Source organism: Filimonas effusa (assembly GCF_004118675.1).
In the GTDB taxonomy this organism is placed as follows: Bacteria; Bacteroidota; Bacteroidia; order Chitinophagales; family Chitinophagaceae; genus Filimonas; species Filimonas effusa.
In genome coordinates this window covers 178,625-204,272 of the sequence record NZ_SDHZ01000005.1, presented here as the reverse complement: position 1 = coordinate 204,272, position 25,648 = coordinate 178,625, and the positions used below count along the sequence as shown (strand labels likewise).

25 protein-coding genes are annotated in these 25,648 nt (G+C 47.0%); 14 read left to right on the top strand and 11 right to left on the bottom strand.

Annotated features, from left to right (window positions below; all coding sequences use genetic code 11):
- The first annotated feature begins 5 nt into the window (after nucleotides 1-5).
- Both ESB13_RS22335 and ESB13_RS22330 read left to right on the top strand, forming a co-directional pair.
- Nucleotides 6-1,169 (top strand): hypothetical protein, encoded by a 1,164-nt coding sequence (locus ESB13_RS22335; protein WP_129006041.1) that lies wholly within the window; start codon nucleotides 6-8, stop codon nucleotides 1,167-1,169.
- 79 nt (nucleotides 1,170-1,248) lie between these two features.
- On the top strand, nucleotides 1,249-1,629 hold the full coding sequence (locus ESB13_RS22330) for an SRPBCC domain-containing protein (RefSeq protein WP_129006039.1): 381 nt from the start codon (nucleotides 1,249-1,251) through the stop codon (nucleotides 1,627-1,629).
- Here ESB13_RS22330 and ESB13_RS22325 read toward each other — a convergent pair.
- From ESB13_RS22325 to ESB13_RS22300, 6 genes are all read right to left on the bottom strand, one after another.
- Nucleotides 1,617-2,897 carry a sensor histidine kinase gene (locus ESB13_RS22325; RefSeq protein ID WP_129006037.1) on the bottom strand — a complete coding sequence of 427 codons (1,281 nt, stop codon included), beginning with the start codon at nucleotides 2,895-2,897 and terminating at the stop codon, nucleotides 1,617-1,619. The genes ESB13_RS22330 and ESB13_RS22325 overlap by 13 nt on opposite strands.
- A gap of 149 nt (nucleotides 2,898-3,046) precedes the next feature.
- Nucleotides 3,047-3,664: a hypothetical protein gene (locus tag ESB13_RS22320; RefSeq protein ID WP_129006035.1), complete on the bottom strand. Its 618-nt coding sequence runs from the start codon at nucleotides 3,662-3,664 to the stop codon at nucleotides 3,047-3,049.
- Nucleotides 3,665-4,395: 731 nt separating this feature from the next.
- Nucleotides 4,396-5,364 carry an NAD(P)H-quinone oxidoreductase gene (locus tag ESB13_RS22315; RefSeq protein WP_129006033.1) on the bottom strand — a complete coding sequence of 323 codons (969 nt, stop codon included), beginning with the start codon at nucleotides 5,362-5,364 and terminating at the stop codon, nucleotides 4,396-4,398.
- 32 nt (nucleotides 5,365-5,396) lie between these two features.
- On the bottom strand, nucleotides 5,397-6,797 hold the full coding sequence (locus ESB13_RS22310; protein WP_129006031.1) for an MATE family efflux transporter: 1,401 nt from the start codon (nucleotides 6,795-6,797) through the stop codon (nucleotides 5,397-5,399).
- Nucleotides 6,798-7,090: 293 nt separating this feature from the next.
- Nucleotides 7,091-7,312 carry a hypothetical protein gene (locus tag ESB13_RS22305; RefSeq protein ID WP_129006029.1) on the bottom strand — a complete coding sequence of 74 codons (222 nt, stop codon included), beginning with the start codon at nucleotides 7,310-7,312 and terminating at the stop codon, nucleotides 7,091-7,093.
- Nucleotides 7,313-7,323: 11 nt separating this feature from the next.
- Complete coding sequence (locus tag ESB13_RS22300) at nucleotides 7,324-7,863, bottom strand: SRPBCC family protein (RefSeq protein ID WP_129006027.1); 540 nt, start codon at nucleotides 7,861-7,863, stop codon at nucleotides 7,324-7,326.
- Between the two features lie 141 nt (nucleotides 7,864-8,004).
- Between ESB13_RS22300 and gmk the strand changes: the two genes are divergently transcribed.
- Both gmk and ESB13_RS22290 read left to right on the top strand, forming a co-directional pair.
- Nucleotides 8,005-8,589, top strand: a complete 585-nt coding sequence (gene gmk, locus ESB13_RS22295) for a guanylate kinase (RefSeq protein WP_129006025.1) — start codon at nucleotides 8,005-8,007, stop codon at nucleotides 8,587-8,589.
- A gap of 61 nt (nucleotides 8,590-8,650) precedes the next feature.
- Entirely contained in the window at nucleotides 8,651-9,469 is an 819-nt protein-coding gene (locus tag ESB13_RS22290) for an SDR family oxidoreductase (protein WP_129006023.1), read from the top strand.
- A 15-nt stretch (nucleotides 9,470-9,484) separates the two neighbouring features.
- Here the strand turns inward: ESB13_RS22290 and ESB13_RS22285 are convergent, their stop codons facing one another.
- The 5 genes from ESB13_RS22285 to lysS all read right to left on the bottom strand — a co-directional run bounded on the left by ESB13_RS22285 (nucleotide 9,485) and on the right by lysS (nucleotide 16,610).
- Nucleotides 9,485-11,434 carry an LTA synthase family protein gene (locus ESB13_RS22285; RefSeq protein WP_129006021.1) on the bottom strand — a complete coding sequence of 650 codons (1,950 nt, stop codon included), beginning with the start codon at nucleotides 11,432-11,434 and terminating at the stop codon, nucleotides 9,485-9,487.
- A 115-nt stretch (nucleotides 11,435-11,549) separates the two neighbouring features.
- Nucleotides 11,550-12,317, bottom strand: a complete 768-nt coding sequence (locus ESB13_RS22280) for a glycosyltransferase (RefSeq protein WP_129006019.1) — start codon at nucleotides 12,315-12,317, stop codon at nucleotides 11,550-11,552.
- Nucleotides 12,318-12,413: 96 nt separating this feature from the next.
- Complete coding sequence (locus ESB13_RS22275) at nucleotides 12,414-13,658, bottom strand: glycosyltransferase family 4 protein (protein WP_129006016.1); 1,245 nt, start codon at nucleotides 13,656-13,658, stop codon at nucleotides 12,414-12,416.
- Nucleotides 13,655-14,740 (bottom strand): glycosyltransferase family 4 protein, encoded by a 1,086-nt coding sequence (locus ESB13_RS22270; RefSeq protein WP_129006014.1) that lies wholly within the window; start codon nucleotides 14,738-14,740, stop codon nucleotides 13,655-13,657. The genes ESB13_RS22275 and ESB13_RS22270 overlap by 4 nt, the downstream gene beginning before the upstream one ends.
- Before the next feature lie 346 nt (nucleotides 14,741-15,086).
- On the bottom strand, nucleotides 15,087-16,610 hold the full coding sequence (lysS, locus tag ESB13_RS22265; RefSeq protein ID WP_129006012.1) for a lysine--tRNA ligase: 1,524 nt from the start codon (nucleotides 16,608-16,610) through the stop codon (nucleotides 15,087-15,089).
- A 65-nt stretch (nucleotides 16,611-16,675) separates the two neighbouring features.
- Here lysS and ESB13_RS22260 point away from each other — a divergent pair, with 65 nt between their 5' ends.
- From ESB13_RS22260 to ESB13_RS22215, 10 genes are all read left to right on the top strand, one after another.
- Complete coding sequence (locus ESB13_RS22260; RefSeq protein WP_129006010.1) at nucleotides 16,676-18,457, top strand: DUF885 domain-containing protein; 1,782 nt, start codon at nucleotides 16,676-16,678, stop codon at nucleotides 18,455-18,457.
- 258 nt (nucleotides 18,458-18,715) lie between these two features.
- Nucleotides 18,716-19,789 (top strand): glycosyltransferase, encoded by a 1,074-nt coding sequence (locus tag ESB13_RS22255; protein ID WP_129006008.1) that lies wholly within the window; start codon nucleotides 18,716-18,718, stop codon nucleotides 19,787-19,789.
- A 66-nt stretch (nucleotides 19,790-19,855) separates the two neighbouring features.
- Nucleotides 19,856-20,200 carry a gliding motility protein GldC gene (gldC, locus tag ESB13_RS22250; protein ID WP_129006006.1) on the top strand — a complete coding sequence of 115 codons (345 nt, stop codon included), beginning with the start codon at nucleotides 19,856-19,858 and terminating at the stop codon, nucleotides 20,198-20,200.
- Nucleotides 20,201-20,220: 20 nt separating this feature from the next.
- Nucleotides 20,221-20,673 carry a GatB/YqeY domain-containing protein gene (locus ESB13_RS22245; RefSeq protein ID WP_129006004.1) on the top strand — a complete coding sequence of 151 codons (453 nt, stop codon included), beginning with the start codon at nucleotides 20,221-20,223 and terminating at the stop codon, nucleotides 20,671-20,673.
- A 29-nt stretch (nucleotides 20,674-20,702) separates the two neighbouring features.
- Nucleotides 20,703-21,236 (top strand): CvpA family protein, encoded by a 534-nt coding sequence (locus ESB13_RS22240; protein WP_129006003.1) that lies wholly within the window; start codon nucleotides 20,703-20,705, stop codon nucleotides 21,234-21,236.
- 171 nt (nucleotides 21,237-21,407) lie between these two features.
- Nucleotides 21,408-22,187 carry an alpha/beta fold hydrolase gene (locus tag ESB13_RS22235; protein ID WP_129006001.1) on the top strand — a complete coding sequence of 260 codons (780 nt, stop codon included), beginning with the start codon at nucleotides 21,408-21,410 and terminating at the stop codon, nucleotides 22,185-22,187.
- A gap of 32 nt (nucleotides 22,188-22,219) precedes the next feature.
- Entirely contained in the window at nucleotides 22,220-22,879 is a 660-nt protein-coding gene (locus ESB13_RS22230) for a CBS domain-containing protein (RefSeq protein WP_129005999.1), read from the top strand.
- Between the two features lie 64 nt (nucleotides 22,880-22,943).
- On the top strand, nucleotides 22,944-23,822 hold the full coding sequence (locus tag ESB13_RS22225; protein ID WP_129005997.1) for an NAD kinase: 879 nt from the start codon (nucleotides 22,944-22,946) through the stop codon (nucleotides 23,820-23,822).
- Between the two features lie 62 nt (nucleotides 23,823-23,884).
- Nucleotides 23,885-24,718, top strand: coding sequence for a type IX secretion system protein PorG (gene porG, locus ESB13_RS22220; protein ID WP_129005995.1), 834 nt, complete (start codon nucleotides 23,885-23,887; stop codon nucleotides 24,716-24,718).
- 127 nt (nucleotides 24,719-24,845) lie between these two features.
- Nucleotides 24,846-25,613 carry an isoprenyl transferase gene (locus ESB13_RS22215; protein ID WP_129005993.1) on the top strand — a complete coding sequence of 256 codons (768 nt, stop codon included), beginning with the start codon at nucleotides 24,846-24,848 and terminating at the stop codon, nucleotides 25,611-25,613.
- The last annotated feature ends 35 nt before the right edge of the window (nucleotides 25,614-25,648 follow it).

The window sequence follows — 25,648 nt, the reverse complement described above, 5'->3', positions numbered from 1 at the left end:
ATATTATGACATGCAGGACATTTTGTTTGATGTTGGTAGTGGCGGGCAGCCTGCGCGCAACGGCTCAGGAGCAATCAGCTAAACAGCAACCGGCACATATTGGCTTATCTTATCCTATCAGCAGTAATGGTAAAGATGCCGCTAATTACACCAATAATTTTTCGGCACACGCGTTGGTAGGCGTGTCGCGTATTGAAAACGGGTTTGCCATGGCCGGTATAGGGTTGCTTATTAAAGACAGCGCCAATGGCGTACAGTTATCGGGTCTTATTAACCGTATCGGTAATAATGCCAGAGGAGTTCAGGCGGCGGGTATTGCCAATACGATGAAGAACAGTTATGGTTTTGCTGCTGCGGGTATTGCGAATAAGGCATCGGGGAATGCGGAGATACAGCTGGCGGGTGTTGTAAATGTGGCGAATAATGCAGAGGGCATGCAGGCAGCAGGTATTGTTAATCTTGGCCATAAGGTGAGAGGGTTACAGCTTGCGGGTGTTTCTAATACTGCTGAAGTGGTAACGGGAATGCAGCTTGCGGGTATCGTTAATGTTGCGGGTAATACGGGTAGCCAGGTGGCGGGTATCTTTAACCGTGCGAAGAACCTGGAAGGCATACAGGTGGCGGGTCTTGTTAACAAGGCTGCCAAGGTGAACGGCATACAGGTATCGGGGTTGCTTAACATTGCCGATAGCAGTGATTATCCTATCGGGATCATTAATATTATCAGGAATGGCAGCCGTTATATAAGTGTAAGTATAGATGAATCTGCTACTATGCTTGCGAGTTTCCGGTCTGGCGGCAGGGTGTTATATGGTATTGTTGGGCTGGGATATAATGCCAGGAAGACAGACGGGCTATATGCTGCAGAGGCAGGGGTTGGCGCCAACCTGTTGCAGCGGGGAGACTTTGGTGTTCAGGCGGAGGTTGCGGGTTTAGGGCTTTTTGATATGAAGGGTGGTGAATATTACAAGTCGATGCTGCGGGTACTGCCGTCCTGGTCTTTTGGTCCACGCTGGCGTGTATGGGCTGGTCCTTCGTTTGCCTATATTCATACCGATATGAAGCATGCTGCCGATCTCATTTCAAATCCTATATGGGAGAAAGTAAAGGAAAACAGTATTGAACAACTTGCCTGGGGTTTTGTTGGAGGCGTACAGGTTAAGCTGTAGGGGAAACAAAAAGCGGGGGAAACGGTAAATGGATGTTCCCTTCGGTTAACTTTGCCACGAAATATTAATGCATCCTGGTATGAAAGACTTTAAAAAATATTATATCCTTCCGGCGTCTCCGGAAGAAGTGTACCTGGCGCTCACCAACCCGGCTACCATCAGGTTATGGACGGGTGAACCTGCCGTTATGTCTACAGAACCAGGCTCTGAGTTTTCTCTCTGGGATGAAAGTATTGCGGGTAAGAATCTTGAGTTTGAAGAAGGGAAAAAGGTTGTGCAGCAATGGTATTTCGGTGACCAGGAAGAAGCTTCGATAGTAACCATTAAACTGCATCCGCATAAACATGGAACTTCGGTTGAGTTAAGACATACCAATATTCCCGACGAGGAATATGAAGATATGGTCGCAGGATGGGATGAGGTATATTTTGGCTCGCTGATAGAGTTCTATGAAGAATAGTTCCCAGGTGCGGCGGGCAGGCTGAAACTGAAAATACTGCCTTTTGAAGGCGTACTTTTAACGGTAATACTGCCACCATTCTTTTGTACAAATTCATTGCTTAACTGCAATCCCAGGCCAATACCTTTTTCATTGCCTGTACCGGGGAGTGATTGAATTACGGCGGGGTTGAACAGGTTGTTCACTGCATCCTGGCTCATGCCTATGCCATTATCCTGTACATGCACCCATACTTTGCCTTTTTCTTCACACGATGCCGATACTGTAATGACGCCACCTGTATGGCTGAATTTGATGGCATTGGTAATAAGGTTGCGCAGTATAAGCTGTACGTGATCGGTATCGGCAAATACCATCACAGGTCCATTGCATCCTGCTTCGCAGCGAACGTGTTTGAATTCCATTAACGGAGCCAGCAACTGCAGTATATCGCGGATATAAATGCAGAGGTCAAAAGCATGGGCATTCACTTCAATTCCTCTTAACTGGCTGGTTGCCCATCTCAACAGCACATCCATGTTTTCGTTAAGATGTTTTGTTTGGTTTGAAAGCAAGCTGCTTAGTTCGCGGAAGGTTTTTTCGTCGATGAACTGGTTATTCAGGAGATCGAGTGTAGCGGTTAATGAGTTGAGCGGAGATCGCATATCATGCGCTACTATCGAGAACAGTTTTTCTTTTGAGCGGTTGGATTCCTGCAACTGCTTATTTGCCAGTTCGAGGCGTTGCAGGTACATGAGGCTGCGTTTCTTGAAGGTGTATAAACACAACAACAGTATTACGAGCCATACGGCCATATTTATGAACGATCTGTTGGCGATCGATGGCTGTATGGCATAACGGGAAACCACTTTATGTGCCACGAGGAATAATATGCTGTTGATGAACAGGATGAGCAAAATAACCCGCATGTTATCGAACAGCAACAACCCGAGGCATACTACCAGCAGCACGTAAAACTCCATTCCGTTATGGAAGAGGATGCCGTTTGAGGTAAATGCCAGGGAGAGCAGTACCATCATGGTAGCGGGTCCTTTCAGGAAGTTATGGCGTGCATTGAAATAGATAAGCGTTCCCAGGAGGATGAGATTAACGAGGGTATGAGCGCCCAGCAGGTAATGACCTGTCGAGAAATTGAGGATAGTGAAAAGCAGTGAGGCGGAGCCCCCCACCATGGCAGCCAGGTTTATTGTCCGGATACGTGTATTAATAATAAAGCCAAACTCCTCCGATGTGCCCGTATCCAGCCACTTTTTTACTTTACTCCACATTAGGGTATGGTTTATGCAACAATCAGGAATGCCGGAAACAAATTATGTTCAGCTTCAGAAACCGGGCGTTATTTCTGAAGCCTGTAAACATTGTTCCAACACTTACCAACAACATTGAAGATACCAAAAACCGGGTAATTGCGGATCCCTTATTCAAGGCTTTTGCCAGTGTTTGCCGGCACTTCGCCGCGCTTAAAAGCTTCCTGGCTGGCGGCGTCTCCGAGTTGCATTGTAAAGTTTTTCCATGAACCATCCTTTTCCAGAACTGCGCACTGCCATGGGCCTTCTACATCGTCGCTGAACTGCCAGAGGATATGATAACCTTCTTCATTTGAAAATCCTTCGTCATCGGCCTGCAAAATGCCTTTCACTTTTTGCCAGATAGCAGATTGGGTAGCTATGACAATGGGATAGTTTTCTGCCTCCACTCCTGCGTCGAGCAGTTCGAATGCGTAGATCACTTTTACCTTGTCGAAAAAGGAATGAAGCCATTTTGCTGCACTTAAGGGCTTGAATTCCAATATAGATTCCTTGAATTCAGCCAATTCTTCCTGGCCGAGGTTTCCATCAACAACGGGATTGCGTTCTACCAGCGCCAGCACTTCTTCCTCTTCATTCATCAGTTCAAAGCTGGTCCAGCTTTCGGGTCTTTCATCTTCAAGCACACCAAAGCGGGCTACCAGGCCTTCTTCTTCGAGCGCTTCCAGTATCTGATCTAAATGAATGTCGGGATCCTGAGTGCCCAGTATGCGGATATAATAACTCATAGGGCGCGAAATTAAGCCAAAATTGGCTGTAATCGGGATTGTGGGGCTACCGGGGGGAGAATGAGTTCCGGGGACGGGGCAGGCCGGGAGCAGGTTCAAGGCTCGTTTAGTGTCCGTATATAAAGCGTACTATTTCGGGGAAAGGATAAGGAAAGCGCCGGGGGCTTTATTAACAGCAGTCTGAAAGTAGGGTAATAAAAGAAATACGGAGCGTAAAGTTAAGCTTCACTCCACAAGTTTTGGTTTTGATTCTTCCTTTTTAGACTTGCTAAGATTTATGCCTAAAAGTTTAATCCCTCAACTTTTTGATATGATCCTATGATCCGTGATCGGGGTGGATGGCTGGCAGGAACTATCTATAAAAAAAAAGGGTCTTCTGTAGAAACAGATGACCTCTAACGATTGCTTGCCATATGAAAATTCTTAAAAATCGATGTCGTTGGTAAATGATCTCTTTTTTCTTCTTTTTCTCTTACCCCGTTGTCATTTACAAAACAAACTTACGACGCGAAATAGCGGTTTGCAAGACAAGTTTTCTTTGGTTTTTTTATCGCAAACCGGGGGCTTTAAAAGCCAAATGCAGTGGCAGCAAGGGTTTTAGCGATTTTTTTTAATGATATCCAAGAAAAAAACAATTCCGGAAAACTTTCATTTTTGCATTTTTTTTGGTTTTGAGCATAAAAAAAGGGCCTGAAAAGGCCCAAATGGAAATATGTGGTTTTTTTATATGATTAGGTAAGCAGTACAATCTTGCCTATATGCACACTTGCTTCCATTAGGGAATGTGCTTCTGCGGCGTCGGATAATGGTAAACTGCGGTAAATCACGGGTTTAAACTGACCTGATTCGAGAACAGGCCATACTTTTTCTTCCACTTCCCTTGTTAATGAAGCTTTGAATGCGTTATCGCGGCTGCGCAGGGTGCTCCCGGTGATGGTAAGGCGTTTGCGCATGAGGTCGGTAATGGCGAAGTTTGCTTCATTGCCTTTCATGGCGTTTATGAATACCAGGCGGCCATCGGGTTGCAGCAGGTTTATGTTTTGGGGGAAATACTTTGCGCCAATCATATCCAGGATTACATTAACCCCTTCCTGTTCAAGAATTTGTGCAAAGTCCTGTTCTTTGTAATTGATGGCCTTACCGGCGCCTAAACGGCGGCAGGCTTCACATTTTTCTTCGGATCCGGCTGTTACCGATACTTTGGCGCCGAAGGCTTTTGCCAGTTGAATCGCTGTAATGCCTATGCCGCTGCTGCCGCCGTGTACCAGCAGGTGTTCGCCGGCCTGCAGTTGTCCCCGCTGGAAAACGTTATGCCATACGGTGAGGACTGTTTCGGGTAATGAAGCTGCTTCTGCTTCGGTCCATCCGGCGGGGATGGGCAGGCATTGGCCTTCCTGTGCGATGGCTTTTGAGGCGTAACCGCCTCCGCCAAGCAGTGCACATACGCGGTCTCCCGGTTTCCAGCGGCTTACTTCGCTGCCGCAGGCAATTATTTCTCCGGCTACTTCCAGTCCGGGGATATCGGCGACGATGCCGGGAGGTGCGGCGTAATGGCCTTTCCGCTGTATAATATCGGGACGGTTTACGCCCGCAGCTTTTACTGCTATCAATACTTCATGAGCCGCCGGCACAGGATCGGGACGTTCCGTTAACGTTAATACCGAAGGATCACCAGGTTGGGGAATGACAATTGCTTTCATGGCTTTCACTTTTGCTGAAGGCGGCAAGTTAACTATACCTTTACTTCCTTCCATTTCCCTTTCCGGAAATAATACCAGGCGATGATGGCTATCATGGATTCGGCGACGGGGATGGCGATGAATACTCCGGTTGTTTTCATGTTAAATCCTTTGGCCAACAGGTAGGCGAGCGGGATCTGGAACAGCCAGAAGCCAACGATATTGATGACGGTAGGTGTTCTTGTGTCGCCGGCTCCGTTGAGTGCCTGGGTCATTACCATGCCTATGCCGTAGAAAATATAAGCTGAGCCGCAGATCTGCAGGGCGCGTGCGCCGTAAGATGCCACTTCGGCGTCATTGGTGAAAAAGCGGATGATAGGCGCCGGGAAGAACAGGAAGAGGATCATTACAAAGCTCATAAAAAAGGCATTGTAGCGGGCGGTAAGCCAAACACTTTTTTCGGCCCTTTCTATTTTACCTGCTCCCAGGTTCTGGCCTACCAGTGTGGCGGCTGCATTACTTAACCCCCATGCGGGCAATATAAAGAACACCACATTCCTGAGTGCTACCTGGTAACCTGCCGAGGCTGCGGTTCCTCCTGTTTCGGCAACCAGGCGTGCCAGCACTATCCAGCTGCCGCTGGCAATGATAAACTGGAAGGTGGCGGGCCATCCTACATTCACAAGGGAGCGGATCACGGGCCAGTCGATCCGGAAATGGCTGCTACGGAAATGCAGCAGGCCTTTTCTTCCTTTTGTGAGGTGATAGCATTGGTACAATACGCCTGAGGAGCGGCCTATCAGGGTGGCGATGGCTGCGCCTTTCAATCCGTAGAAATGTATGAGCAGCGGGCAAAGGATGATGTTGAGGATGCTGGCGATCCATAGGCTTTTCATGGCCATGGCGGCGTCGCCTGCGCCCCGGAAGATACCATTGATGAGGAATAGAAGGATGATGGATACACTGCCGCCAAACATGATGCGGGTGAATATGGCCCCATCGGCCACTACTGCGGCATCGGCTCCCATGAGCCGCAGGATATCTGCGGCGAATATGACGCCTGTTATACTCAGGATAACTGTGAGGAAAAGGGCTATTACTATGGCCTGTGCGCCTGCATGTGCTGCTGCGTCGGGCGCTTTTTCGCCGGTTCGCCTGGCTACGATGGCTGTTGCGGCGGTACTTAAGCCCATGGCTATGGAGTAAACGATGGTGATCACCGATTCTGTGAGGCCAACTGTGGCAATGGCATTTTCTCCCAGTTTGCCTACGAAAAACATGTCGACCAGTGCAAACACGCTTTCGAGGCTTAGTTCGAGGATCATGGGAATGGCAAGTAATACTACTGCTTTTGAAATGCTGCCTTGTGTATAGTCTAATGTTTCTCCGTTGAGGGATTGCTTTACTACGTGGTATAAACGGGAGAAACTATTTTGTTTCTGAATTTCAGCCATATGTTTTGACTGCTGTTTTTTGTCTGTGCAAATATGTTGTTATGGCCGGATCGTGTTATCCGGATGCCGGGCAGTGCTGGTGACGTGTGGTTTTACCTGGCTGGATGTATGGTTTTGCCCGGGGAGCGGTATTGTGATGCTTCGGCTGAGCGGGCAGTAGCCAGGTGGCAGATGAAATTAGTTATCAGTTCATACCTGTAATGTTACTATATATTTTCGATACGGGTTATGTAAATTCTGTTTTCAGGGATGTAGTGTAATGCGGCGCCTGTTTTCCCGCGCTGCTTTTCATTTTAGCCGGGCAGGATTTCGGCGGTGAAACCATAGCGCCGGAGCACGCTTATTACAAGGGCTGCTTCAATTTGCCCGCCGTTGTCGCAGGCGACCCGGAGGATATGGTCGCAATCCTCCAGGTCGAAATTAACGCGGTAGGTATTGAAGTGTTGGTGTATTTCTGCTATCAGCAGGTTGGCCTGGTGCCTGTTATTCACGTTGGTTTTGAAAACTTCCACCATAAAAATTTGTATTATTTTTCGAGGAGGGCCTTCAGGCTGGTGAGGCTTGCTTCCAGGTCTTTACCCAGCATCTTGTCCATGTTCATGAACAGCAACATTATGTTCATGGGGTATTTCATTTTACCGTTAAACCGCCAGGTTACACGTGTTTGTGCATCTGTAACGGCGCTGGTGCTCATCCTGGTATAGGCCACTCCCTCGAAAGGTTTGATAAATCTTATTTCACAATCGGTATATTCTCCTTCTTTCACGGCGGTGATCTGCTGTTCGCCTTTACCGGCTTCTTTCATTTCGCTATCCCATGCCGCTATAAATCCGGGGGTGCCGTCGGTGCCGGTGAACGTAGTTTTTACGTTGGGGTCCATGCGCCACCATTTGTTATAGTTGAGATGATTTTTGACGAATTTGATATAGTCGAACACCTGCTGGTTGGGGCGGTTGATGACGATACTTCTTTCTACAGTGTATTCTTTCTTTGTAAACAAGCCAAGGAGCAATACCAGGACAATGACAATAACGATGCCCAGCAATATTTTGCCTACAATTTTCATACAGTGGTTTTTTTGATTATAATTATTACAAATGTATTAGCTATCTGCGTGTGCAAAAAGGGGCAAATGCGCCAATCTCGGGGGTAATTAAGACATGGTATGGTGGTTTTTTTTTGTTTTCTTTGCCGGAAATAAAGCGGCATGTCAGTAGCCCACGGCAAGATCATTATTATCACAGCCCCTTCCGGTGCAGGTAAAACATCCATCACCCGTTATTTGTTGCAGAAATATCCCCGTCTCAGTTTTTCCATTTCGGCAGCGACGCGTCAGCCGAGAGGGGCGGAGCGTAATGGTGTAGACTATTATTTCATGAGTGTAGAGGAGTTCCAGGATAAGATCCAGGAGGAGGCTTTCATTGAGTGGGAAATGGTGTATGAAGGAAAGTACTATGGCACGCTGAAATCGGAGCTGGAGCGGATCTGGAGTCTTGGCAAAACACCTATGCTTGATATTGATGTAAAGGGCGCTATTCATGTGCAGCAGCAGTTTCCCGATCAAACACTTTCCATTTTTATAGAACCCCCTTCTGTTGATGAGTTGCGCAAGCGGCTGATGAGCCGTGGCACCGAAACAGAAGACACTTTACAGACGCGGGTTAATAAAGCTTCTTACGAGATCTCTTTTAAACATTCTTTCGATGAGGTGATTCTCAATGACGATCTCGATAAAGCCTGTGTTGCTACAGAGGCGGTGATCGCGGCGTTTTTGGGTGATAACCTGGTGTAGGTTGTTGTGATGTGTTGGGTTAATGCGGTTTTACCGTTAAATTACGGTAAAAAGCAGCCATATGCAGTTCAGGGATAAAACCGTATTCATTACAGGCGCCAGCCGGGGCATAGGAAAAGAGATAGCATTGAAACTGGCTTCGGAGGGAGCCAATATTGTTATTGCTGCCAAGAGTGTTACAGAAGATCCGAGGCTTGGCGGAACCATTTACAGTGCAGCAGCAGAAGTAGAGAAAGCCGGCGGGCAGGCGTTGGCTGTTCAGGTAGATATCCGTAACGAAGAGCAGGTGATGGCTGCTGTAGCGCAGGCGGCTGAACGTTTTGGGGGCATCGATATCCTCATCAACAATGCTTCTGCGATACAGCTTTCCGGTACAGAAAAAACCGATCCCCGCCGTTTCGATCTTATGTTCGATATCAATGTGCGCGGAACCTTTCTTATGACGCGCTCCTGCATCCCGCATTTGAAAAAAGCTTCCAACCCTCATATTCTTACACTTTCACCGCCGGTGAACCTGCAGCCCAAATGGCTGGCCCCGCATGTGGCCTATACGCTTACCAAATACAATATGAGTATGATGGCGCTTGGCTGGGCCGATGAATTCAGGAATGATGGTATTGCCAGCAATGCGTTATGGCCCAGGACAACCATTGCTACAGCAGCGGTTAAAAACCTGCTGGGAGGTGAAGAACTGATGCAAAAAAGCCGTACTCCTGCTATTGTTGCCGATGCGGCAGCGGCCATTCTTTCGAAAACAAATCTCCTGTATACCGGCCGGACCTGGATAGATGAAGAGGTGCTGGCGGCAGAAGGTATTACCAGCTTCACACAGTATGCCGTAGACCCGGATGCAGAACTGTTTCCCGACCTGTTTATTTAAGCAGGAACAACATTTCTATCTGCCGCGCTTCAACGGCCATGCCTGGCTATTGGCGTACAACATTTTGTTTGCGCGGATACTGCCGGAATAATACTGAAGATAGGCTTTCAGCGTTTGTTCCATGGCGGGGCCAGCCGTATCGCGGGGCCCGTGTAAGAGGTTATGCTGCAGCAGCGAGTCCTGCCTTATGTTGTACAGGCTTAAGCTGATGTAACCGTTGAAAGATAACAGGTAATCGCCCTGCGCCATATTGTACGATTCATTGGTGTAATACACCGCGAAAGAAGCGCGTTGTTTTACATTATTACCGAGTGCAAAATAAGGTTTCTGGTAACCCATCAGTCCCAGTAAAGTAGGCATCACGTCGCACTGTGCAAGTGTTGCGGTATCTGCTTCCTTTTTAATCTGCTGCGATGGATCGTAGATGATCACCGGGATCTGGTATTGTCCTGCAAGGTTACTGTAAAACGGATCAGATGACATGCCGGTATGGTCGGCTGTTAATACGAAGATGGTATTCTGGAACCAGGGAAGGTTGCGTATGCTGTTGAAGAACACACGCAAACTATGATCGGTATACTGTACTGCTTTGGTGATGGGGTTGTCGCTGCCCCGGAACTGCGCCTTATACTTCTGTGGAACGGAAAACGGGTGATGTGAGCTTAGGGTGAAGATGGCGGTATGAAACGGTTGGGGGAAGCCGCTCATTTTTTTACCTGCAAACTGCAGGAATGCTTCATCCCAGATGCCCCAATTGCCATCGTAATCCGCTTCGTTGTTATATTCTTTCCTGCCAAAATAATCGTGATACCCTGCCTGCGAGGCAAAAGCGTCGAGGTTAAAGGAGCCGTTGTTGGCGCCGTGAAAGAAAGCGGTGTAATACTGTTCGGCATCGAGCAGGCTTGCCAGTGCGCGGTAGTCGTTACCGGAATATTGTGAGCTGATAAATGCGCCGTCCATCACAGAGGGTACAGATGCCAGTATGGCGGGAATGCCCTGGATCGATTGTTTGCCGTTGGCCCAGGCCTGTGTAAACACAAGGCTTTCCTTGCTCAGGGAGTCCAGGAACGGGGTAAATGACTGCTGTTTACCCGATAATGCCGTAAACTCTTTGGAGAAACTCTCCAGCGCTATTACCACCACATTCTTCCTGTTGAAATGGCTTCCTGCCACTGCATTATGATAGGGCGAAAAGTGTTTGGCTGCTTCCTGGTCGCTGAAATAATGATGCTGCGGCATACTATGATGTCCGAGCGATTTGGCAAAAGTGAACGGGGTGTTCAGCACCAGCGGAATGTTTCTGGCGGTAGCGTATTTCCCTGCGTCGGTTACATCTATAGGAATAAGCGCCAGCCAGCCGCGGAAGTTCAGGAGCATGAGGCCCATCCATAATACCAGTGTAAGAATGGAGCCCGTTATCCAGCCGAGCTTATGATGGTGGGGAACAGAGCGGTAATTCATGATATACCGGCGTGAGAAATAGCGTATGATAAGAACGAAGCCGATAAAAACGACTATCAGGTACCAGTAGCTTTTGAAGAAAGCGGGTGCCAGGGCAAGGAAATTATCTTCGGCGCCGCCGAAGTGAAAGATCTCGGCGGTTAGTCTTTTATGTGAAAAATCGAAAAAAGCGATATCAAAGATATTCAGCGCCAGGCCCAGCCCGTTGAAAACAGCAAAGAATAGCAAGCCTATCCGGTTATGTGTTTTTTGCCACGATGGGTTTACGGGTATGCACATCCAGATGATGAATAATACGTTTTGTACTGCCAGGGCCGAGAGGTCGAAGTAAGTACCCCCGGTATAAATGCGCAGCAACTCCCGGAATGAGATATGTGAAAAGCTGTTATGATAGTAGATATGAAAAAAGATCCTCGACGCCAGGAATAATGACAAAACAAACACTGATGTGTGTAAGAACAATCGACTTCTGCTGGCAACGGTGCCGGCGATTTCCTTTACCATGTTTCTTAAGGTGCTTTCTTCTGGAAAAGCGTGGCAAAGTTAATGCTTAACAGAAAAGTAATATATTAAAAATGCCGCAGCCGCGACTGGCTGAGGCATTTTTGTTCGTTGGCTGTTATATCAATGTTTTATAGAATTCATCCTGTTTCCGCCAGCGTTCTTTGGTCTTTTTATGAATAATGGAATAGGTTTCATCGTCATAAGGCAGGAAGGCGTAAGCAGCCTGCCCGGTGATGGTTTCGTGCAGCCTTCCTTCCCATTTTATTTCAGGTATGTTTTTATAAATACGCGCCTGGTAGTCGGGGCTGTTGATCCAGCCTTTTTTGTCGACTCCCCATCTGCCCAGCCGGATATCTTCGTCGGTGATGTCGTCGAGGGTATTGATCCTTGGTACATGAAAAAGCTCTACCTGTGGGTTGGCAAGCATCACCTGTTTAATATTCAGGAAAAAGGGTGCTTCCAGCAGCTCATCGGCATCGATCTGGAAAATATATTTTTTGGTACACAGTGCATTCAGAAAGTTTTTGTGTTCTCCGAAATTGCCATTCAGGGCTTTTTGCTGAAACTTAAAGTTGCCTTTATACTTTTCCAGCGTAGCTACGGTAGAAGGCTCGTCTGAAAAATCGTCCAGGACCACTATCTCATCTTCAGGCCCCACATGCCGGAGTAATTGCTGAAAAAGCGGCTCCAGGTAAACAGCACCTTCATTGTGAACTGTTATGGCATATGAAATGCTAACCTTTTTACTTTTTTGAGCGCTTATTGGCTGGGTAGCTTCGGTTGTTGTAATGTCTTGTTTACCGGGAAGGGTTAACTGTACCTGGAAAGGTTTTCTGGCATCGCTTCGTTTGATAATACCGAGGTATTCTAAGATTTTATTCACGGTCTATAGTTGAAACAGGATTAAGATGAAGGATTAATTTAGGCAACTTCTGCGATTGAAACAAATAATAACCGGCCGAATAGAGCGTATAACAACCTACGGCATGATGCCTGTGCCGACTGTTTTTCTTTCAATAGCTGCGCTTATTTTTTTCAATACCTGTGGCCATGAATAATTCTTTTCTACGTATTCCCTGCCGTTGAGCTGCATGGTTTCGTCGGGTGCCTTCCTTAAACTTTCCAAAGCAAGGTTGAAATCGTCCTGGCTTTCATAGGAGAAGCCTGCCTGGCTCATTTTAATATGATCTTTAAGCACCTCGCATTCACCATTTGCCACTACGGGAACTCCCGACGCCATGGCTTCGAGTGTTACCATGGAAAGGCTTTCGAATTTTGATGGGATGATCAGGGCGCGGGCGTTAACGAGTACCGTGTTCTTTACTTCTTCTTCTACAAATCCCAATGGTTTTATATCGGGATGGTCGTCTACTTTCAGGGAGCCTTTTCCTACCAGTACCAGTTGTGCATCGGATGGGAACCTGGTTTTATAAATCTTAAAGCGTTCAATGAGGTCTCCTACATTTTTCCCCGATTCCATCCGGCCTACGTAAACGAAATACGGTTTGCTGAAATCAACTCCCGGAATGGCTTCTTTTTCAATGAAACGGTTGGCGCGGTCGATGCCTATGCCAACAACCTGGTTGGGGATATGGCTGTTATGGAACTTGCGTTCAACAAAAGCCTTTTCACTATGTGAATTATATAAGATATAACCCGGGTTGGTAAATACGTTGGTAAAAACCGGCAGGTAAATTTCCGGTTCGTCATGAGCGGTAGGTATAAGAATGCTTTTCTCCGGCGCTATGTCTATACCCATGGCAGTAGGGTAATACAGGTAGGTGAAGAAAATAAGTTTATCAAATCTTGAATGATGCTCTTTGAGAAACGAAATAAGACCGGGGCAGAAAGGGCCTTGTGTTCTAAACCATTCTTCCCTGATATGGCTCAGCGATTTGCCGTCTATAGTATCCAGTGCGCGGTATAGTTTATTGCGCCAGCCTTTTGTATTGTAGCGTTTTTTCCTGAGTTTTTTGGTGTAGCGGCGGAAGGCTTTTGGTAATCTTTTCGATTCATTTTTGAAGCGGATGATCTCTACGCCGTTTAGTTCGTCGCGGCCCGGCTGGTAATAATTATCCCAGTCTTCGTGGTCTACGGCACAGTTGGTAAGTACTGTAACGTTATAATCGGGCGCCAGATGTTCTGCCAGCAGCCTGCAATGATATTCGGAACCGCCATTTACTTCCTGTCCATAGCGTTGTACGATCAATGCAACGTTTTTCATTCGCTTAATATTTTTTTATAAACATCAATGTATTCCCTCGCGGCTTTTTTCCAGGAGAACAATTCCAGCCATGCGGGAATCTGTTTGTCTTTGCCGGAGCCGGGATAGTTTGAAAGACCTTCCGAAACAGTTTTGGCCATTTCTTCCGGGTCCATGCTGGGGAAGTAGTAGGCGATATCGCCGCCAATTTCGGGTAAGGCAGTGTCTTTCGACAGAAATAAAGGTTTGTTGTGGTTCATGGCTTCCAGAACGGGCAGGCCAAAACCTTCGGCAAAGGAAGGAAATACAAAGCCTTCACAGTTGCGGTAGTACCAGTGTTTGTCGAGTTCGCTGATTTCACCCAACAACTTCACCCGGTCCTTCGATATATTGAACCGCTCCATTTCCTTACCTATCAGGCTATAGTAGTTGATGCTATGATCATCGATGCGACCTGCAATAATGAGATCGATATCGAGATATTTAAGCATTGCCGGCAGTACATAAAAGTTCTTTTTGAAATAAACGGTACCTACCGTGAAGAGAAACGGCCGCGTGGGCTGGTAGGCGGGACGATGTACCTGCAGGATGTTTTCGGGGAAATCGGGAAAGCTTACACCGTTATAGATCACCTTTATTTTGCTGGCAGGGTAATCGATATGCCGTGCAATATCCATTGCTGTAAAGTTGGAGATCGCTACAATCTGGTCGCAGTGTTTGATCGTGTTTTTTACCCAGTTATCGAAATGGCGATAGTGACCCGAAAAAGAAGGGTATTCATATAAATAGTTCAGATCGTGAACTGTCAGTATTTTTTTACCGATGACCTTATGCGGTTTCAGAATGGCGGGCGTCTGGTGAAGAAAGTGAATGATGTCGAATTCCTTCTTCACTTTCCATTTAATGCGATTGTACCCCGACTTGGTTCTATAGGTGCCCGGTCCAAACAGGTTGCTGTTTCTTAGTTGCCTGGGAACGAGGTAGTGTAAACTATAATCTTCCTGAACCGCCTTTTGTATTTCTTTTATCAGCTCCAGGGAGAAATGATACAAACCGGTGCTGGGAGTTGCCATTTGGTCGGCAGTGAACAAGATCTTTGGCATTATACGCGATTCATTTTTTCAATAAGTCCTATCAATAAGGTGTTCCGGATGAACTATTAACGAAACAGAGACATCATAAATTATCGAAGTATTGATTCATTTGATTGAAAAACGTTGCTTGTGGCGTTCAAAAAAGTTGGTTTTCTTTATCAGACCCTGGTTGAACTGTTGTTTATGGGAGGCTGTTTGCTGTTTTATGACCCGGATGCGGGGGCGCTTGCGTAAAAAAACAAGCGACTGGAAATAGAGAACGCTCTATACGCAGTCGCTTGTTTTTTAATAACCTTAACTAACGCCGGCAGTTTTATTAAAACCGGGGGCAGTTACGATCTATAAAAATATACGTTTATTCAAAACTTTCCGGGCGCATTTGCGGGAACAATAATACATCCTGGATGGAGGGCTGGTTGGTTAACAGCATCACCAGCCTGTCTATGCCGATGCCAATTCCGGAAGTAGGCGGCATGCCGTATTCCAGCGCACGTAAAAAGTCGTAGTCGATGTACATTGCTTCATCATCGCCACGCTCCATTAACTTCACCTGGTCTTCGAAGCGTTCCCTCTGATCTATGGGATCGTTCAGTTCAGAATAGGCATTGGCGATTTCCTTTCCATTGATCATCAGTTCAAAACGCTCCACCAAACCTGCTTTTTCACGGTGTTTTTTGGTCAGGGGGCTCATTTCCACCGGGTAATCGATAATAAACGTCGGCTGCGTATAGGTGTGTTCGCTTGTTGCGCCAAACAGTTCATCGATCAGTTTGCCTTTACCCATGCTTGGCGCTACGCTTATATTCAGCTGCTGGCAGGTGGCGCGAAGTGCTTCTTCGTTCATCTGGCTAACGTCGATACCGGTATTCTCTTTAATAGCGTCCAATATGGAAATACGTTTGAACGGCGCTTTGAAACTTATGGTTTTGTCTCCCACCTGCACATCGGTAGTGCCATGAACTGCCAGCGCCAGGCGCTCGAACAGTTTTTCGGTGGTTTCCATCATCCAGTAGTAGTCTTTGTACGCGGTGTACCATTCCAGTACAGTGAATTCGGGGTTATGGGTTCTGTCCATACCCTCGTTACGGAAGTTGCGGCTGAACTCGTATACCCAGTCGAATCCGCCCACGATCAAACGTTTCAGGTAAAGTTCGTTGGCGATGCGCAGGTAAAAAGGAACGTCGAGTGCATTGTGGTGTGTTACAAACGGACGTGCAGCGGCGCCGCCGGGAATGGCCTGTAATACCGGCGTGTCCACCTCCAATGCTCCCTGTTCGTTCAGGAAATCGCGGATGGTATTGATAACCTTCGTGCGTTTTACAAAAGTATCTTTTACATCTGCATTGATAATGAGGTCGGCATAACGCTGGCGGTAACGGAACTCAGGATCTGTTACGGCGTCGAACACATTGCCTTCTGCATCGCGTTTCACCACTGGTAAGGGTTTCAGCGATTTGGTAAGCATGGTGAAGCTTTGTGCATGCACAGAGGTTTCACCGGTATGGGTTACAAATACAGCACCTGTAACACCTACAATATCTCCCAGGTCGGTGAGTCTTTTTACAACCGTGTCGAAAAGAGTTTTGTCTTCACCGGGACAAATATCGTCGCGGCGCACATATAATTGAATGATGCCTTTGCTATCCTGGATCTTAATAAAGAATACCTTGCCCTTACCATTAAGGCTCATGATACGTCCTGCTACTGTAACCTGCGCATATGCATCCTTGGTTTCTTCTGAAAAGCCAGCTTTAATATCCTCGGAATAATGGGTTACGGGAAATAAAGGGGCAGGATAGGCATCTATCCCCAGTTGCTGTAATTCTTTCAGCTTGTCGCGACGGATGATCTCCTGCTCTGACAAATGTTGTTGGCTCATATTCTATATTAAAAGGACCGCAAAATTAACGCTTTGTATTAACTTTCGTTCTTCAATGCGCTGATATGAGAAAAATAGCATACCTGGGGCTGGTTCTGTTGGTGTTGGGCGCCGGAATGGGCTGCCAGCTGATGAGCCGGAATAATCCTACGAAAGAAACCAATAAAGAGCTGAACGCCATGTTCAGCCAGTACTATGAAGAAAGAATGCATTTGTTTCCGCTGGAAGCCACTTCTTCCGGCGACAACCGTTTTAATCAATCCCTGCCTGTTGAATTTACCGACAGCTACCGCGATACACTAAGGGATTTCTATAAGCGTTACCTCGCTTTTGTTTCTCATTATGAACCTGATAAGCTAAACCGGAACGACAAAATCAGCTACGACATTTTTAAAAGGGAAATGGAAATGTCGATCGAAGGTCTTTCGTTTCATGACAACTATATTCCTTTTAACCAGTTCACCGGGTTGCCGCTGACCATGGGACAGCTGGGCAGCGGAAGTGGCAATCAGCCTTTTAAAACGGCAAAGGACTATGATAACTGGCTGCAGCGTATGACGGCTTTCTCCGCCTGGGCCGACAGCGCCATTGTTTATTTCAGGAAAGGAATGGCCGCCGGTTATGTATTACCGCAAAGTATCGTGGTAAAAATAATCCCGCAGCTGAATGCCATGTTAACCGACACGGTAGAGAAAAGTCTCTTTTTTACCCCGGTAACAACGTTCCCCGACTCAGTAGGGGCAGCCGACAGGTCAAGGCTGACGACAGCTTTTAAAACCTGTATCCGGCAATATACCATTCCGGCCTATTCCAGGCTTGCCAGCTTTATGCAGCAGGAATACCTGCCTAAGGCAAGTAAAGCAAGCGGGTTATCTGCATTGCCCGACGGTGATAAGGTGTATAAATACCTGGTAAGGTTCTGGACAACTACCAACCGCTCGCCCGAGGAAATTTATAAAACGGGTCTTGCCGAAGTGGCGCGTATTGGCGCTGCCATGGACAGTATTAAAACCGCTACCGGCTTCAACGGCGACCGCAAAGCTTTTTTTGAGTTTTTAAAGAACGACCCGCGTTTTACGCCTTATAAAACACCGGAGGAGGTGCTTACCGCTTTCCGTAATATCCAGGCGCGTATAGAACCCAACCTGAAAAAGATGTTTGGTGTAAAGCCGCGTTCTCCATTCGAGATCCGCCAAACAGAGGCGTTCCGTGCCGCCAGCGCCAGCGCGGAATATAACCCGCCTTCCGAAGACGGCAGCCGCCCGGGAATCTTTTATGTTCCCATTCTCGATGCTACTAAATTCAATGTTACCAGTGGCATGGAAAGTTTGTTCCTGCACGAGGCTATTCCCGGTCATCATTACCAGATAAGCCTTCAGCAGGAAAACAAGGACCTGCCTAAGTTCCGTCGTTTCTGCTGGTACGGCGCCTATGGCGAAGGATGGGCGCTTTATTGTGAAAGCCTGGGCAAAGAACTTGGTCTTTATACAGACCCCTACCAGTATATGGGTGCGCTGGGCGATGAAATGCACAGGGCCATACGTCTTGTTGTCGACGTTTCGCTGCACACCGGCACTATGACCAGGGAGCAGGCGATAGCTTATATGATGGAAAACGAAGCTATCAGCGAACAAGGCGCTACAGCCGAAATTGAGCGTTATATGGTGCTGCCGGGCCAGGCGCTCAGCTATAAGATAGGTGCATTGAAAATAAGGTCGCTCCGCGATAAATTCAGCAAAGAACAGGGGAATGCCTTTTCGCTTGCCGCATTTCACGATAACCTGCTGAAAGACGGATGTATGCCGCTGGAAGTACTGGAACAGAATATCGGCAAAAACGGCAAATGAGAAATGGCGGGTGGCCGGAGGGTATACCATAAGTATACCATAAAGCTACCATAACCGCACCTGCATCGCAGTAGCATCGCACTTGTATCGCACTTGCATCGCACTTGATCCCCCGGGCGCCCTGCGATCATGGCGGAAGTTTATGCTCCCGGCGCCCCTGTCATTCCGTGATCATACCGAAAGTTAATGCCCTTCGGCGCCCCGCCCTTCTGTGATCATTGCAGAAGTTAATGCCCCGCGACGAACTATCTTTGCAGTATGTCTATCCTGGTTTATGGAAGTTTTTTAAGCCGGTCCGCCGATATCTTAACCGACGATTTCCTGTTCGAAACAGTAAAACGTTTGCCCGGCATTAACCCTGCTGCCCGCGTACTTTTCCTCGTTAGCGCGGAAACAGGTTTGCGTCATCCCCTGTACGAATGTGGCGAAACGGTTGTAGAGGCGCCGGGCGCCGGAAAGGCTGGCCGGTGGTGGTGGAGCATAAAAACGCTGCCCGCATTCCTGAAGCAGGAGCAGGTGAACCTCGCCATTTCTTACCCCGAGAACAGGAATAATAACCGGATACCGCTGATGATGGTGGTTTCGGAACTTTTGCCTTCGGCGAAAAATGCCGCCGCCCTTACTAAAAAGCTGGCCGGGGCTGCCGCAGTTGTCACTACTTCAAACTGGGGCAAAACGCAGCTGGCATCGGTATTCCAGGTCCCGGAAAATAAGATAACCGTTATTCCCGCGGCTGCCGACACCAGGTTTCAGCCTGTTGAATGGGATGAAAAAGAAGCAGTTAAGGAAAAATATGCCGGGGGAAACGAATTCTTTCTTTTTCCTTGCCTTCCCGGTCATCTTCAGGCGGTTACCGAAGTGCTGAAAGCATTTTCGGTATTCAAAAAATGGCAGAAAAGCAACATGCAGTTGCTGGTAACCGGCCTTGGCGCCGAAGAACAGGCTGCGCTTAAACTTGACGCATACCGTTTCCGGGCCGATGTTTCGCTGCTGCCGGTTTTACGGACAGAAGAACTGGCAGCAATAACGGCCGCCGCCTACGGATGTGTTCAGCCCGGGCTTCCCGATCCCGCCTGTATGGCAGCTATAAGATCGTTGCAATGCGAAATTCCTGTTATCGCCTCTTCAACGGGCGCTTTCCCTGAAATATGTGGAGCGGCAGCGCTCTATGCCGAACCGGGCGATTTTAATGATATGGGCCAGAAAATGATCCTGTTATATAAAGATGAAACGTTGCGGCGCCAACTTATTGCAACCGCAAAAACGCAGAAACTGTTGTATAACTGGGATGCTTCCGCCGCTTTATTCAGCAGCCTGCTCCATCACCCGTAAATGAACGGTCTGAAAATGACCCGGCTAAATAGTACCTTTGCTCCTTCCTTTTAGAATATATAGAACATGCATACTTCTACTATTAGTATTAACGTTGAACTGGATAATGACAAGGTGCCCCACCAGATTGGCTGGAAAGCTACCGACAGCACTATTGACCAATACCAGCAGGCCAGGGCTATGATGCTGGCTTTCTGGGACGGAGCAGAGAAAAGCGCACTGCGTATCGACTTGTGGACAAAAGACATGATGGTTGATGAAATGGCGGATTTCTTTTACCAGACTTTTATGACGATGGCGGATACCTATAACAGGGCCACACAACAACAGGAGCTGGTAGATGATATCAAAAAATTCGCAAAGGATTTCTACGCTAAATTCCAGGCGCTTCAGCAGAAAGAAAACAAATAGTCGCACTTTAAAATAACCGTATGAGCTTAGAACAATTGATCATGGCCGACATGAAAGATGCAATGAAAGCCAAAAACGAAGGCGTGTTGCGTGGATTAAGGGCCATCAAGGCAGAGATCATTAAAGCAAAAACAGAACCCGGAGCCAATGGTGCAATTTCCGCCGAAGGCGAACTGAAACTGTTGCAGAAACTGGTAAAACAAAGAAAAGATTCGCTCGACATTTATAACCAGCAAAACAGGGCCGACCTTGCGCAGAAGGAGGAAGAAGAGATTGCTGTTATCGAAAAATTCCTCCCCAAACAAATGACGGAAGCCGAACTGAAGGCAGCGCTTGCAGCCATTATTGCGGAAACGGGCGCCAGCTCTCCTGCCGATATGGGTAAGGTAATGGGCGCAGCAACCAAACAACTGGCAGGCAAAGCCGATGGTAAAGCTATTTCCGCTGCAGTAAAAGAAATGCTCAGTAAATAGGATTACCCTTAACGGGGGATGGTTTAAGAATGTTTATAGACATCATATTCATTTTGCTGGTGGTGCTGGCGATAATAAAAGGCCTTAGAAAAGGGTTGATAGTAGCCCTGTTCTCTTTCCTGGCTATTATCACCGGCATCGCTGCCGCTCTCAAGTTGTCAGCTACAGTGGCTGTGTGGCTCCACGATCATACGAATATGGGAACCAGGTGGCTGCCATTTCTTTCTTTCCTTATTGTGATGGTTGCAGTTGTGCTCATCGTGAGATGGGTGGCTGCCCTTATAGAAGCCGGAATGGAAATGGTGCTTATGGGCTGGATCAACAAATTGGGAGGAGTGGTGTTATACCTTGTACTGTATATAACTATATTTAGTGTACTTCTGTTCTATGCAGCGCAAATGGGGCTTTTTAAAGCAGAAACCATCTCGGAATCAAAATCTTATACCTTTGTTGCACCCTGGGGGCCAAAGGCAATAGATGCGATGGCTGTGGTGATACCTTTTCTGAAAAATGTTTTCGATCAGCTGCAGGTTTTTTTCGCCGCTTTCGCAAAAGCGGCCTGATAATGAAACCGGTAGCCGGAATGGTAAGCATTATTTAACACAAAAAAAGTATTTTAGTAGTTAACGACAGAAGGGATACCTATTATTATCGATGAGTTTGGGTTATATCGGTTGAATTATGTTTATTTGTGGCAATCCAAGGAGTGTTAGCTATATAAGAACTGATGAGAAATGAATTACGAGATTAAACAATACGATAAGTTTAAGTTTGTTGAGGAAGGCGAAGGCGAACCTTTATTATTATTGCACGGATTATTTGGCGCGCTGAGCAATTTTAAGGATCTGGTAGAACATTTTCGTCACCAGTATAAAGTAATAGTACCCTTACTTCCTTTATTCGACCTCGATATTTTTCATACTTCCGTAGGAGGCATGGAGAAATATGTGCAGAAATTTGTGGAAGCACGCGGTTACGACGGCATTCATCTCCTTGGCAATTCCCTCGGAGGGCATGTAGGCCTCATTCATGTGCTGAAACACCCCGAAAGAATTAAATCGCTTATCCTTACCGGCAGCTCAGGTCTTTTTGAAAACGGTATGGGTGATAGTTACCCTAAAAGAGGGGACTATGAATATATCCGCAAAAAAACGGAACTCACTTTCTACGATCCTGCGATGGCTACCAAAGAACTCGTTGACGAGGTCTTTGAAATCACCAGCAACCGTATGAAGGTGATCAAAATTATTGCTTTGGCAAAAAGCGCTATCCGCCATAACTTAGGCGAAGAGATCAGCCAAATCAAACAACCTACGCTCCTGATCTGGGGTAATAATGATACCATTACACCCCCGTTCGTAGCTAAAGAGTTTAATAAACTGATCCCTAACAGCGAATTACATTTTATAGACCAGTGCGGACACGCCCCCATGATGGAAGTGCCCGGCGAATTTAATGTGATCCTCGACGCCTTTTTGAGTAAATTAAAGCAGCCTGCTGCAACAATTGCCTAGTTTTTGTTGTCTGGTTTTAAAAACGTATCTGGATGTTAACTTCTCAACTCATAGTCTCCAACTATCCCGTTATCGGTCCTGCCGATAAAGCAGGATTTGCATTGGGGCTTATGGAAGATTACGACGTCCAGCATCTGCCTGTGGTAGTGGAAGAAAAATTCAAAGGCCTTGTCAGCAAAGATGATCTGCTCGATGCCGATGAAGCTGCTATGGTAGCTACGCTCGAAGGCAATTGGGTGAAAGTGGCTGTTCAAACACATGACCATTTTCTCACCGCACTTAAACAAGCTGCCACAAACGACATTTCTCTGGTGGCAGCGATCAATGAAACGGGTGAATACCAAGGTGTTATAACCCGTATCGAACTGCTGCATGCCGCCAGCAGGTTTACAGGCGCCGAAGATCCCGGCGGTATCATCGTACTTGAAATGGATAAGCGTAATTTCTCTTTCGGAGAAATGAGCCGGCTGGTGGAAACAAACGATGCCTATATTACCCAGATCAATACTTATATCGATAGCACTACCGGACTGTTGCAGGTAACGGTAAAAGTAAACCGCGCAGAGATCTCAGATATCATTGCCACCTTCCAGCGTTACGATTATACCATACGGTACTATTTCGGAGAAGAAAACTTCCAGAACGAGCTCAGGGAGAACTACGACCTGCTCATGACTTATCTCAAAATGTAGCGGCACTGCCTGCTTGGGCATATTACCGTACCTTCGCTGCGACCAAAGACCGAAATGTATAAGAATGAAAGTAGCTATTTACAGCCGTGGTTTAGATATCGAACAACATAGCCAGTTGCTCATCCTCGCCCAGGAACTACAACGCTATAATATAGCTATCATCCTGCATACCTCCCTCGCCGATCATCTCGACGATATTCGGTCCACAGGGGTTGAGGTAGAATTGTTTTCAGGCTATCACGACCTCGATGAAACTGTTGAATGTCTTATTTCCCTTGGCGGCGACGGCACTATCCTCGATGCAGTGGGACTTATCCGCGATAAAGGCGTTCCTATTCTCGGTATCAATTTCGGCAGGCTTGGATTTCTCGCAAGTATTGGTAAAGAGGAACTTAGCATTGCAGTAGACGCACTGGCCAATGGAACCTTTGTGGTAGACAAGCGTTCTCTTATTCATCTCGACGCCAATATCCCGTTGTTCGATGACGCTTCCTTCGCACTCAATGAGTTTGCGCTCCATAAACGGGATACTTCGCCCATGATCAAGGTGCATACTTATCTTAACGGAGAATTCCTGAATACCTACTGGGCAGACGGTCTCATTGTTTCAACGCCTACGGGATCAACAGGTTATAATCTTAGTTGTAACGGACCTATCGTTTTCCCCGACTCATCAAGCTTCCTTATTACCCCCATAGCGCCGCATAACCTGAACGTAAGGCCTATACTGGTTCCCGATTCCAATATTATTTCTTTTGAAGTGGAAGGCCGTTCCGACCAGTTTATCTGTGCATTGGACTCCAGGCGTGAGATTGTGGATAAAGATGTTCAGCTTGCGGTCAAAAAAGAACAGTTTGGTATTAAACTGGTAAGACTAAATGAAAACAGCTTTCTTTCTACCCTGCGCTCCAAACTCACATGGGGATTGGATAAAAGAAATTAAGGTTTCTTTATAAGAAAGAAAGGAATTTTTCGTTATTACAACATTCCTTATTTTGCAACCGTATGCTACAAAGAACTTTATTCCTCCTTACATTCTTCATTGTAGGTGCCAGAACTAACGCGCAATGGATGGACAGTTATGTACAGCAAGGTGAACTGGGTATTGCGGTTGGCGCAGGCCATTACTTTGGCGATCTCAACACCCGTGCAGCGCTGAACCGGCCTAAAATTGCAGGAGGTATCTTCTTCCGCAAGCAAATGAACAACTATATCTCTCTTAAGCTCAGTGCAAACTATGCAGCGCTGGGTTATTCAGATACTTATTCTAAAAACGAAACACAGCAACGCCGTAACCTTAGCTTCAATACCAATGTATGGGAACTGGCGATAAGCGGAGAGTTCAATTTCTTCAAGTTCTATCCCGGTGTTGAAGGATATAATTTTACGCCCTATGTGTCACTGGGGGTAGGATTGTTCTCCTACGATCCATATGCTTACCTGGGTGGAGAAAAATACCGTCTTCGCGGCCTCGGCACCGAAGGGCAGGGAAGTTCCCTTTATCCCGGGCGCACCCCGTACGGTTCTACCGCCCTGTGTATTCCCCTGGCCGTAGGTATGAAATACGCAATCTCTCCCAAAGTGAATATTTTCGGTGAAGTGGGTTACCGTTTTACCAATACCGACTATCTCGACGACGTGAGCCTCACCTATGCCCCGGATGCATTTGATCCTGCTTCAGTAGCCTACCTTTTACAGGACAGGAGCTATGAAACAGGCACAACTCCCATTGGTATTAAAGGCCGGCAGCGGGGCAACAGCTCGCAGAACGACGGTTATGCAATGGTGCTCGTGGGCATCTCTTTTAACCTCTCCTCCTACCGGTGCCCCAAACCGTAGGCAAATCCCTTATTTCAGGCGTCACATTAGCTAATAAACGCTATTTTTACGCCCGCGGTTACAAACTTTTAATGGCAAGCATGCCGTCCAGTAAGTAATTTTGCCCGCGATTGTACAACGTTGTATTATGCAGGAATCGAATGATCTGAGCCGGATCGATAAAAACCGGTTACCAAGGCATATTGCCATCATTATGGATGGTAATGGTCGCTGGGCGAAAGAAAAAGGACAAGACCGCTTGTTCGGCCATTTCAATGGCGTAGAAAGCGTACGCGATATTGTGGAAGGATGCGCAGAGCTTGGAATTGGTTTCCTGACCCTTTATGCTTTCAGTACCGAAAACTGGGACCGCCCGGAATACGAGGTTACCGGGTTAATGGAGCTGCTGGTTGATACTATCCGTAAAGAAGTTCCCACTTTAAATAAAAATAACATCAGGCTACGTGCTATAGGAGACAAATCGATGCTACCGGCTTATGCCCAGTCCGAATTGCAGGAGGCCCTTGACGAAACCAGTGCCAATACCGGCCTTAACCTGGTAATGGCACTGAGCTATAGCAGCCGCTGGGAGCTTGTTCACGCGGCACAGCAAATAGCGCGCGACGCAAAGGACGGTAAGCTTGATCCCGAATCAATAACCCACGAGGTGCTCACGCAATACCTCGCTACCAAAGATATCCCTGATCCCGAACTCATGATAAGAACCAGCGGCGAATATAGGATCAGTAACTTTCTGTTGTATCAACTTGCTTATTCCGAACTCTACTTTACCGATACCTGCTGGCCGGATTTCAGGAAACCCAACCTGTATGCCGCCATTATCGACTACCAGGGACGTGAAAGACGATTCGGTAAAACGAGCGAACAGTTGCAACAGAACCCTACAATTCATTAACATATTTACAAAAAAAGGACGGCCGATTTAACAAA